The organism is Cellulomonas biazotea (genome assembly GCF_004306155.1).
Lineage (GTDB): Bacteria > Actinomycetota > Actinomycetes > Actinomycetales > Cellulomonadaceae > Cellulomonas > Cellulomonas biazotea.
Map to the genome: position 1 here is coordinate 1 of NZ_BIMR01000043.1, position 10,622 is coordinate 10,622.

The 10,622-nt window shown below is 75.4% G+C and carries 10 protein-coding genes; 7 read left to right on the plus strand and 3 right to left on the minus strand.

Features of this window, described 5'->3' with window-relative positions; all coding sequences use genetic code 11:
- Positions 1–862 (minus strand): carboxyl transferase domain-containing protein (locus CBZ_RS04255; RefSeq protein ID WP_281274850.1); only part of this gene is annotated, 862 nt, incomplete at its 3' end.
- A 117-nt stretch (positions 863–979) separates the two neighbouring features.
- On the opposite strand from CBZ_RS04255, the gene CBZ_RS04260 reads away from it, so the two are divergent.
- The 7 genes from CBZ_RS04260 (at position 980) to CBZ_RS04290 (ending at position 8,235) form a co-directional block, all read left to right on the plus strand.
- Complete coding sequence (locus CBZ_RS04260; protein ID WP_246013044.1) at positions 980–1,615, plus strand: SACE_7040 family transcriptional regulator; 636 nt, start codon at positions 980–982, stop codon at positions 1,613–1,615.
- Positions 1,616–1,753: 138 nt separating this feature from the next.
- Positions 1,754–2,938 (plus strand): pyruvate dehydrogenase (acetyl-transferring) E1 component subunit alpha, encoded by a 1,185-nt coding sequence (pdhA, locus tag CBZ_RS04265; RefSeq protein WP_130780355.1) that lies wholly within the window; start codon positions 1,754–1,756, stop codon positions 2,936–2,938.
- Entirely contained in the window at positions 2,935–3,999 is a 1,065-nt protein-coding gene (locus CBZ_RS04270; protein ID WP_130780356.1) for an alpha-ketoacid dehydrogenase subunit beta, read from the plus strand. The genes pdhA and CBZ_RS04270 overlap by 4 nt, the downstream gene beginning before the upstream one ends.
- Positions 3,996–5,582: a dihydrolipoamide acetyltransferase family protein gene (locus CBZ_RS04275; RefSeq protein ID WP_130780357.1), complete on the plus strand. Its 1,587-nt coding sequence runs from the start codon at positions 3,996–3,998 to the stop codon at positions 5,580–5,582. Before CBZ_RS04270 ends, CBZ_RS04275 begins: the two co-directional genes overlap by 4 nt.
- Before the next feature lie 27 nt (positions 5,583–5,609).
- The gene (locus CBZ_RS04280) at positions 5,610–6,389 is read left to right on the plus strand and encodes a CoA transferase subunit A (RefSeq protein WP_130780358.1); all 780 of its coding nucleotides are present in this window, start codon (positions 5,610–5,612) and stop codon (positions 6,387–6,389) included.
- Entirely contained in the window at positions 6,386–7,048 is a 663-nt protein-coding gene (locus CBZ_RS04285) for a CoA transferase subunit B (RefSeq protein ID WP_130780359.1), read from the plus strand. Before CBZ_RS04280 ends, CBZ_RS04285 begins: the two co-directional genes overlap by 4 nt.
- Entirely contained in the window at positions 7,045–8,235 is a 1,191-nt protein-coding gene (locus CBZ_RS04290) for an acetyl-CoA C-acyltransferase (protein WP_130780360.1), read from the plus strand. Before CBZ_RS04285 ends, CBZ_RS04290 begins: the two co-directional genes overlap by 4 nt.
- A gap of 36 nt (positions 8,236–8,271) precedes the next feature.
- Here CBZ_RS04290 and CBZ_RS04295 read toward each other — a convergent pair whose 3' ends face one another.
- Together CBZ_RS04295 and CBZ_RS04300 are read right to left on the minus strand one after the other, a co-directional pair.
- Positions 8,272–9,801: a serine hydrolase domain-containing protein gene (locus CBZ_RS04295; protein WP_218022706.1), complete on the minus strand. Its 1,530-nt coding sequence runs from the start codon at positions 9,799–9,801 to the stop codon at positions 8,272–8,274.
- 123 nt (positions 9,802–9,924) lie between these two features.
- Positions 9,925–10,515, minus strand: a complete 591-nt coding sequence (locus CBZ_RS04300; protein ID WP_130780361.1) for an ATP-binding cassette domain-containing protein — start codon at positions 10,513–10,515, stop codon at positions 9,925–9,927.
- Positions 10,516–10,622: the final 107 nt, after the last annotated feature.

Below are 10,622 nucleotides of genomic sequence, written 5' to 3' on the forward strand. Positions count from 1 at the left end.
CGTCCTCGTCGACGGCGGGCGGGCGGCTCTCGACGACGTCCCACGCGGTGGTCCGCGGGGCGGGGAGGGTCGCGACGATGTCCCGGACGATCGCGAGGGCGTGCGCGTCGTTCTCGGCGAGGTGGTCGGTGACGCCGGACGTGCGGGCGTGCAGGTCGCCGCCGCCGAGGTCCTCCGCGGTGACGACCTCGCCGGTGGCGGCCTGCACGAGCGGCGGGCCGCCGAGGAAGATCGTGCCCTGGTCGCGGACGATGACGGTCTCGTCGGACATCGCGGGCACGTACGCGCCGCCGGCGGTGCACGAGCCCATGACGCACGCGACCTGCGGGATGCCCTCGGCGGACATCCGGGCCTGGTGGTAGAAGATCCGGCCGAAGTGGTCGCGGTCGGGGAACACCTCGTCCTGCATGGGCAGGAACGCGCCGCCGGAGTCGACGAGGTAGACGCAGGGCAGGCGGTTCTCGCGGGCGATCTCCTGCGCGCGCAGGTGCTTCTTGACCGTGAGCGGGTAGTACGTGCCGCCCTTCACGGTCGCGTCGTTGGAGACGACCATGACGTGCCGTCCGGCGACGAGCCCGACGCCCGCGACGACGCCCGCGCCCGGGGCGTCGTCGTCGTAGACGCCGTGGGCGGCGAGCGGTGCGACCTCGAGGAACGGGCTGCCGTCGTCGAGCAGCACGTCGATCCGCTCGCGCGGCAGGAGCTTGCCGCGGCCGACGTGCCGTTCGCGGGCGCTCGGCGGCCCGCCGAGCGCGGCGGTGCGCAGGCGGTCGCGCAGCTCGGCCACGAGGGCACGCTGCGCGGAGTCGTTCGCGGCGAACCCGGGTGCGTGCGGGTCGGCCGTCGTGCGGAGGGTCCCCATCGACGTCCCCACTACAGTTAACGATCGCTAACTGAAATGACGCTACTGTTCGAGGACGCGGTTGTCCACGACAACGACGACGACGCAGGTCCGCGGCGCGGACGGGAAGGGGACCACGTGCCGGAGCAGCCCGACGGCGCCCTCACCCTCGAGCCGGCCACGACCGCGCGCGGCCGCGCCAAGGCCGAACGACGCGACGCGCTCCTCGCCGCCGCCGCCCGCCTCTTCGCCCACCACGGCTTCGACGGCGTGACCATCGAGGACCTCGGGACGTCCGTCGGCGTGAGCGGCCCCGCGGTCTACCGGCACTTCCCCAGCAAGCAGGCCGTGCTCGTCGCGCTCCTCGTCGGCGTGAGCGAGCGCCTGCTCGTCGGCGGCCGGACCGTCGTCGCCTCCGCCGACGGCGACGCCGCCGCGCTCGCCTCGCTCGTCCGCTTCCACGCCGAGTTCGCGCTCGCCGAGCCCGACGTCATCCGCGTCCAGGACCGCGACCTGCCCGCCCTGCCCGCACCCGACCGCGAGCAGGTCCGCCACCTGCAGCGACGCTACGTCGAGGTGTGGGTCGACGTCCTCACCCGCCTGCACCCGGGCGTCGAGCGCGCCGACCTGCGACTGCGCGCGCAGGCCACGTTCGGGCTGCTCAACTCCACCCCGCACAGCGCCCGTGGCCTGTCGACGGCCCGCACCCGTGCGCTGCTCGAGGAGATGGCGCTCGCGGCCCTCGGCAGCCCCCGCGACGGCACGTCGCGCTGACGCCGGCCCGACTCCACCCGGGCGACTCGCACCCCGGGTGGTGGGCACAAGGTCCCTTGCGGACATAGCCTGGCGGGACATCAGGCAATGGGGCCAACGCTTCACAAGAGCACGGCTCCGCCGACGACGGAGCGAAACATGTTGCGTTCAGATGTGTCACCCGACCGCGCCCTGCGCCCGCACGAGGACCAGGGCACCCGCCCGACGACGGTCCCGGACGGGCCCGACGACGCCCCACCGACCGACGCCGACGACCTCGTCCGGCTCGTGTCCGCCACCGGGGAACGGCTCACCGACCCGGTGCACGACCCGTGGGTCCAGGACGTCGACGACGACGCCCTGGTCGCCCTGTACGAGGACATGGTCGTCGTCCGCCGCTTCGACATCGAGGCCGTCGCCCTCCAACGGCAGGGACAGCTCGGGCTGTGGCCGCCGCTGCTCGGGCAGGAGGCCGCGCAGGTCGGCTCGGCCCGCGCGCTGCGGCGCGACGACTTCGTGTTCAGCAGCTACCGGGAGAACGGCGTCGCCTACTGCCGCGGCGCCGACCCGACGGACCTCGTCCGGGTGTGGCGCGGCACGGCCCTGTCGGGGTGGGACCCGTGGGCGATCGGCATGGCGACCCCGCAGATCGTCGTCGGCGCGCAGTCGCTGCATGCGACCGGGTACGCGATCGGCTGCCGGCTCGACGGCGCCGACGCGGTGTCCGTGGCGTACGTCGGCGACGGCGCGACGAGCCAGGGCGACGTGCACGAGGCGATGGTCTTCGCCGCGTCCGCCTCGGCGCCCGTGGTGTTCTTCTGCCAGAACAACCAGTGGGCGATCTCCGAGCCCGTCGGGCTCGTGGCCCGGCGACCGCTCGCCGACCGCGCCCCGGGGTACGGCATCCCGGGCGTCCGCGTCGACGGCAACGACGTCCTCGCGGTCCTGGCCGTCACGCGCGCGGCCGTCGACCGGGCACGACGCGGCGAGGGCCCGACGTTCGTCGAGGCCGTGACCTACCGGATGGGCCCGCACACGACGTCCGACGACCCCACCCGCTACGTCGACGTCGACACGCCCGCGCAGTGGGCCGCGCGCGACCCCCTGCTGCGCGTCGAGCGCCTGCTGGAGTCGCGCGGCGCGCTCAGCGAGGACCGGTCCGGAGAGATCAAGGAGAAGGCCGAGTCGTTCGCGCACCAGGTCCGCGAGGGCTGCCTGGGGCTCGCCGTGCCCGACGCGCTCAGCCTGTTCGACCACGTCCTCGTCACGCCGTCGCCCGTCGTGGAACGGCAGCGCGACGAGTACGCCGCGTACCTCGCGATGTACGAGGAGGTCGAGCGGTGACCGAGCTGACCCTGGCGCGCGCCCTCAACGCCGGGCTGCGCCGCGCGCTCGAGGACGACCCGCGCGTCGTCCTCCTCGGCGAGGACATCGGCCGGCTCGGCGGCGTGTTCCGCGTGACCGACGGGCTCCAGGCCGACTTCGGGCCCGAGCGCGTCCGCGACACGCCACTCGCCGAGGCCGGGATCATGGGCGTCGCCGTCGGCCTCGCCTACCGCGGGTTCCGGCCCGTCGTCGAGATCCAGTTCGACGGCTTCGTGTACCCCGCGTTCGACCAGCTCGTCACGCAGGTCGCCCGGCTGCACTACCGGACCGGCGGGCTCGTGCGGATGCCGATCACCGTGCGCATCCCCTACGGCGGCGGCATCGGCGCGGTCGAGCACCACTCCGAGTCGCCCGAGGCGTACTTCGCACACACCCCCGGACTGCGCGTCGTCACGTGCGGCGGCCCGCAGGACGCCCACACGATGCTGCGGCAGGCCGTCGCGTCCGACGACCCCGTCGTGTTCCTCGAACCCAAGCGGCGCTACTGGGTCAAGGGCGAGGTCGACGACTCCCCCGCCGACGCCCTGCCCCTCGACCGCGCACGCGTCGTCGTGCCCGGCACCGACGTCACCGTCGCCGCGTACGGCCCGCTCGTCCTCACCGCCCGCGACGCCGCTCTCGCCGCCGCCGACGAGGGCGTGTCCGTCGAGGTCGTCGACCTGCGCTCGCTCGCGCCGCTCGACCTCGACACGCTCGAGGCGTCGGTGCGGCGGACCGGGCGGCTCGTGGTCACGCACGAGGCGCAGCGCAGCGGCGGGCTCGGGGCGGAGGTCGCCGCGAGCATCACCGAGCGCTGCTTCGACGTGCTGCACGCCCCCGTCGCCCGCGTCACCGGGTTCGACGTCCCCTACCCGCCCGCGAAGGTCGAGGAGCACTTCCTGCCCGGGCTCGACCGGCTGCTCGACGCCGTCGACCGGGTCATGGGCCGGCCGCACTCGCTCACCGGCCTGACCAGGGCCGCCGACCCGCCCGCGGTCGCTGGGGTTGCCGCCGGGTTCGCCTCCGGGAGGGCGTCATGACCGCGCAGACCACCGTGCAGACCGTGACCCTCCCCGACCTCGGCGAGGGGCTGACCGAGTCCGACGTCGTCGCCTGGCTCGTCGCCGTCGGCGACACCGTGACCCTCAACCAGGTCGTCGCCGAGGTCGAGACGGCGAAGGCGCTCGTCGACCTGCCCTCGCCCTACGCGGGCGTCGTCGAGGCGCTCCTCGTCGAGCCCGGGACGACCGTGCCCGTCGGCGGCGCGCTGCTGACCATCGCGGTCGAGGACCGCAGCGCGAGCGCAGTCGAGCACGGGTCGCCCCCGTCTGGGGCGGCGTCGGACTCGGCACCATCGCCGTCCGGGCCGGCGTCGGACGCCGCACCATCGCCGTCCGGGGCGGCGTCGGCCGCGGACGCGCCGACCGACGATGCACCGACCGTCGGCGAGCCGGCGGGCGCCGAGCCGGGCGCCGAGGTCCCCGCACCCGAGCGCACGTCGGTGCTCGTGGGCTACGGGCCGCTCGTCGAGGGGTCGGCCCGCCCGCACCGGCGGCCACGCGCCGCGTCGTGGCTCGCCGCGCACGCCACCACGGGCAACGGGCACGGCGTCGACCGCGCTGTCGCGGTGGCCGAGCACCCCGAGGCACCCGCCACGCACCCCCGCCCGACGCCGCCCGTCCGCAAGCTCGCGCACGACCTGGGCGTCAACCTCGACCTCGTCGAGGGCACGGGCGACGACGGCCGGATCACGCGCGACGACGTCCTGCACGCGCTGTCGTCGCGGCGACCGGGAGCGCCCGCACCGTCGTCGGAGCGCCCGGGCGCCCCGACGTCACCGGCGTCGAGGCCCTCGTCGACCCACCGGACCACGGCAGCCGCGGCGGCCCCGCGGTCGTCGGCGTCCACCACCGCCGGGCACGCGGGCGACGTCCGGACCCCGATCACGGGCGTACGGCGGCAGACCGCGGCGGCGATGGTCGCGAGCGCGTTCACCGCCCCGCACGCGTCGGTTCACCTCACGCTCGACGTCACGGCGACGACGGACCTGCTGGCAGACCTGCGCGCCGACCGCGCGCTGGCCGGGCACCGCCTGACGTTCCTCACGCTGGTCGCGAAGGCGGTGACCCTCGCGCTCGGCGGGCACCCGGCGCTGCACGCGCGCTGGGACGACGCCGCGCAGGAGATCGTCCAGCCCGCGCACGTCGGGCTCGGCATCGCGGCGGCGACCCCGCGTGGCCTGCTGGTCCCGGTCGTGCACGACGCCGACCTGCTGCGGCTGCCGGCGCTGGCCGACGCGCTCACGGCCCTGACCGAGGCCGCACGTGCGGGCACGTCGACCCCGGCGGACCTGGCGGGCGGCACGTTCACGATCACCAACATCGGGGTGTTCGGCGTCGACGGGGGCGTCCCGATCCTCGTGCCCGGCCAGTCGGGCATCCTCGCGGTCGGCCAGGTCCGGCGGCAGCCGTGGGCGCACGACGACGGCGTCGCGCTGCGCGACGTCCTCACGCTCACGATGTCGTTCGACCACCGCGTCGTCGACGGCGAGCAGGCCGCGCGGTTCCTCGCCGACGTGGGCGCGGTCCTCGCCCGGCCCGGTGCCGTTCTGGCCATGGTCTGACCCCTTCGGCGTCCCAGGAGGTTCTCGATGGACAAGGTCGTCCGCTCCGCCGCCGAGGCGGTGGCCGACATCCCCGACGGCGCGACGCTGGCCGTCGGCGGGTTCGGCCTGTGCGGGATCCCGAGCGTGCTCATCCGCGCGCTGCTCGACGCGGGCACGCAGGACCTGGAGGTCGTGAGCAACAACTGCGGTGTCGACGACTGGGGGCTGGGCCTGCTGCTGCAGGAGCACCGGATCCGCCGGGTCGTCGCGTCGTACGTCGGGGAGAACAAGGAGTTCGCGCGGCAGTACCTCGCGGGCGAGCTCGAGGTGGAGCTCACCCCGCAGGGGACGCTGGCGGAGCGGCTGCGCGCGGGCGGCAGCGGGATCGCGGCGTTCTACACGCGCACGGGCGTCGGTACGCAGGTCGCCGAGGGCGGGCTGCCGTGGCGGTACGACGCCGACGGCGGGGTCGCCGTCGCTTCGCCGCCGAAGCCGGTCGAGACGTTCACCGTGCGGGGCGTCGCGCGGGAGTTCGTCCGGGAGGAGGCGATCACGGCCGACTTCGCGCTGGTCCGTGCGGCCGTCGGCGACCGCGCCGGGAACCTCGTCTTCCGGGCGTCGGCCCGCAACTTCAACCCGCTGTGCGCCGCAGCGGGCGCGGTCACGGTCGCCGAGGTCGAGCGGCTCGTGCCCGTCGGCACGCTCGACCCGGACGCGATCCACCTGCCTGGCATCTTCGTCGACCGCGTCGTCGAGCTGACCCCGGAGCAGGCGCAGGAGAAGCGGATCGAACGACGCACGCTGCGCGACGGGAGCCCGACATGACGCTGACCCGCCAGCAGATGGCCGCGCGCGCCGCCCAGGAGCTGCCCGACGGCGCGTACGTCAACCTCGGCATCGGCCTGCCGACGCTCGTGCCGAACTACGTGCCGGACGGCGTCCACCTGGTGCTCCAGTCGGAGAACGGCGTCCTCGGCGTCGGCCCCTACCCCGCCGCCGACGACGTCGACCCGGACCTCATCAACGCGGGCAAGGAGACGATCACGGTCCTGCCCGGCGCCTCGTACTTCGACTCCGCGACGAGCTTCGGGATGATCCGCGGCGGCAAGGTCGACGTCGCCGTCCTCGGCGCGATGCAGGTGTCGGCCGGCGGGGACATCGCGAACTGGATGATCCCCGGGAAGATGGTCAAGGGCATGGGCGGTGCGATGGACCTCGTGCACGGCGCCCGCCGGATCGTCGTCCTCATGGAGCACGTCGCGCGCGACGGGTCGCCGAAGATCCTCCCGGCCTGCACCCTGCCGCTCACCGGCACCGCGGTGGTCGACCGCGTCATCACCGACCTCGCCGTGCTCGACGTGACCCCGGGCGGACTCGTGCTGCGCGAGTGCGCGCCCGGCGTGACCGTCCCGGACGTCGTCGCCGCGACGTCCGCCGTGCCCCTGCGCATCGCCGACGACGTCCAGGAGATGGTGCTGTCATGACCCGCGAGGTCGTCCTGCTGTCCTTCGCCCGCACCCCGATGACCCGGCTCAACGGCGCCCTGTCGTCGCTTCCCGCCGCCGCTCTCGGCGCTGCCGCGATCCGCGCGGCCCTCGCGCGCGCCGGGGTCGCCGCGGCCGAGGTCGACGCCGTGCTCATGGGCCAGGTCGTCCAAGCCGGTGCCGGGCAGAACCCCGCCCGCCAGGCCGCCCACGGCGCCGGGATCCCGTGGTCCGTGCCCGCGACGACCGTCAACAAGGTCTGCCTCAGCGGCCTCACGACGATCATCGACGCCGCCCGCCTCATCCGGACCGGCGAGGCCGACGTCGTCGTCGCGGGCGGTCAGGAGTCCATGAGCCAGGCACCCCACCTGCTCCCTGGGTCCCGCCGCGGCTGGACGTACGGAGACCTGGCCGCGGTCGACTCACTCGCGCGGGACGGCCTCACCGACGCGTTCGACGGCGAGTCGATGGGCGTGTCGACCGAGCGCGGCAACGCGTCCCTCGGGATCACGCGCGAGGCGCAGGACGCCGTCGCCGCCGCGAGCCACGTCCGCGCCGCCGCCGCCGTGACGTCCGGCGTCTTCGCCGCCGAGATCACGCCCGTCGAGGTCCCGCAGCGCCGCGGCCCGGCCGTCGTCGTCGACGCCGACGAGGGCATCCGCCCCGACACGACGGTCGCGTCGCTCGCCGCCCTGCGCCCCGCGTTCACGCCCGACGGCACGATCACCGCGGGCAATGCCTCCCCCCTGACCGACGGTGCGGCGGCCGTCGTCGTCGCCGCTCGCGACGTCGCCGAGGCCCGCGACCTGCCGTGGCTCTGCTCGGTCGGGGCGTCCGGCCAGGTCGCCGGCCCCGACACCTCCCTGCACTCGCAGCCGTCGGCGGCGATCCAGGCCGCGCTCAAGCGCGGAGGCTGGGACCTGGCGACCGTCGACCTCGTCGAGATCAACGAGGCCTTCGGCTCCGTCGTCGCCCGGTCGCTCGCCGACCTCGACTACCCCCTGGAGCGGACCAACGTCCACGGCGGCGCGATCGCGCTCGGCCACCCCATCGGTGCGTCCGGCACCCGCCTGGCCGGCCACGCCGCGACCGAGCTCGCCCGCCGCGGCCACGGTCGCGCCGCGGTCGCGCTGTGCGGCGGTGGCGGCCAGGGCGAGGCCCTGCTGCTGTGGCGGGACGCCGACTGACACCGTCCGCCCAGGCGCACGTCGCTCAGACGCCCATCACCGACGACGAGCCCTGCCGAGCTCCCTCACGGTGTGTCGCAGCGCGCCGCCGACGACGGCCGCGCCGCCCACGGTTGCGAGCCCCTGCGCCCAGAAGCGGGGGTTGTTCGCCGACAGGTCGCGCTGCGCGGTGATCGGCATCCCGTCGAGGTGCAGCGCGACGGCCCGGCCGGACGCGTCGCGGGTGAACACGACCCGCAGCGACCCGGTGCCGTAGCGGGACAGGTCGAGGCGGAAGACGTCGGGGTCGTCCGGGTCGTCGGGCAGCAGCGGGAAGCCGCGCACCGGCTGCGGGACGGCACCGACGACGTGCAGGGCGAGCCGTCCGCCGTGCACCCCGACCTCGACGCCGAGCCCGGCCATCATGCGCACGCGCGCGTCCGAGAGCGGACCCGGCACGGGGTACCAGCCGCACAGGTCGGGCCACGTCTCCGGGCGGTGCGGCACGTCGGGCCGCTCGTCGTCGACACCGAGGACGTCGCCGAGCAGGTCGGTGCACTCGCCGGGCAGCCACATCATGGCCTGACGCCCACCCGTGACGAGGGCGAGCACGGCGACGTCGTCGTCGGGCGCGAGGAAGACCTGCGAGTTGGAGCCGGGCACGACGCCGGCGTGCTCGACGACCCGGTGGTCACCGACCCTGCCGCGGAACCACGCGAGGCCCAGGCCGGGCACGCGCGGGTCGGGCTGGTAGCTCGGCGCGAACAGGTGCTCGACGGTCTCGGGGCGCAGGACCGTGCCGTGCGCGTTGGTGCCGCCGTGCAGGAGCGCGGACAGGTAGCGGCCGAGGTCACGGGCCGTGGAGCGCGCCGACGACGCGGGGGCGGTGAGGTAGTCGTAGTCCCGGACCGCGACCGGTCCGCGCCGACCGAGCGTGTAGCCCGTCGCCTCGTCGAACGGGTCGACGTCGGCGCGGTCGAGCGTCGTCGCGGTCATCCCGAGCGGCGTGAAGACGTGCTCGCGCAGGTAGGTGGCGAGCGGGACGCCCGTGACGTCCTCGACGACCTGCCCGGCGACCGTGAAGCCGTGGTCGGTGTAGCGGAACCGGGTGCCCGGCGCGGCCCGCAGCGGCAGCCCGCCCGCGTAGTGCTCGGCGGGCGTCGGGACCGGTCGGCCGTGCACGACGGCCTCGCCGAACAGCGGCTTGACCAGGTCGAGCGCGCGGACCTCCTCCGGCACGCCCGCCGTGTGGGTGAGCAGGTGCCGCAGGGTCGGTGCGGGCCAGTCGTCGCGCGAGGGCACCAGGCGGAACGACGTCAGGTGGTCGTCGACAGGGTCGTCGAGGTCCAGCACCCCCTGCTCGGCGAGCTGGGCCACCGCGAGGGCCGTGAACGTCTTGGTGATCGACGCGACCCGGAACACCGTGTCGGCGGTGAAGGGGCGTCGCGCCGCGACGTCGGCGAACCCGCGGGTCTCGACCTCCAGGTCGTCGCCACGCACGACCCCGACGGCGAACCCCACCGCCGGTCGTCGCGCCAGGATCTCGTCGGCCCGAGCCGCCAGCCGGAACCGTCCCGTGTCGAGCACCGTCCTCGCCTCCCCCGCCGAGCGTGCGGCGCTCGCGACGAGCGTCCGTTCGACTCTGACGCGCGCGCCCCGACCGCCGCGAGGGACGAAGGTCCGGCGGTCGTCACGAGGTGCCCGCCGGCGTCAGACCCGCGGCACGACCGGGACCAGGTCGACCACCTCGGCCCCCATCCGCACCGCCTCGTCCCGGTCGTGCGTGACCAGCAGCACCGCGCGTCCGACGCACGCGTGCGCGACCCGGTCGACGACGTCCGGGCGCGAGGCGGCGTCGATGCCGGTGAACGGCTCGTCGAGCACGACCAGGTCGGCATCGGCGAGCACCGCGCGCGCGATCGCGACCCGGCGCCGCTGCCCGCCGGACAGCCGCCGGACCGGTCGGGTCAGCGCGTCGTCCGGCAGCCCGAGCAGGTGCAGCGCGTCGACGACGTCGGCCGTCGGGACACCGCGCGGCAGGACCAGCCGCACGTTCGCGACGGCGTCCAGGTGCTCGCACAGCCGGTCGTCCTGGAACACGGCGGCGCGACGGGTCGGCGTCCCGACGACCGTGCCGCCGTCGGGGGCGACGAGCCCCAGCAGGACGCGGCCCAGGGTCGTCTTGCCGCACCCGTTGGGTCCCATGACGGCCAGGACGCCGTCGTCGGGCAGGTCCAGGTCGACGCCGTCGAGGACGACCCGTCCCGCGAGGACGACGCGCAGGCCGCGGACGGTGATCACGGCGCCGACCCCGCACCGTCGCGCTCGGCCCGGCGCCCCGCACCCCGGCCGCCCGCGGCACCCGTGTCGCCCACGTCGCGCACGCCGCCCGCGTCGCCCGCGTCGCC

Coding starts and splice junctions, on each gene's coding strand:
- pdhA (WP_130780355.1), top strand. CDS start 1,754: ATGTTGCGTTCAGATGTGTCACCCGACCGCGCCCTGCGCCCGCACGAG.
- CBZ_RS04275 (WP_130780357.1), top strand. CDS start 3,996: ATGACCGCGCAGACCACCGTGCAGACCGTGACCCTCCCCGACCTCGGC.
- CBZ_RS04280 (WP_130780358.1), top strand. CDS start 5,610: ATGGACAAGGTCGTCCGCTCCGCCGCCGAGGCGGTGGCCGACATCCCC.
- CBZ_RS04285 (WP_130780359.1), top strand. CDS start 6,386: ATGACGCTGACCCGCCAGCAGATGGCCGCGCGCGCCGCCCAGGAGCTG.
- CBZ_RS04290 (WP_130780360.1), top strand. CDS start 7,045: ATGACCCGCGAGGTCGTCCTGCTGTCCTTCGCCCGCACCCCGATGACC.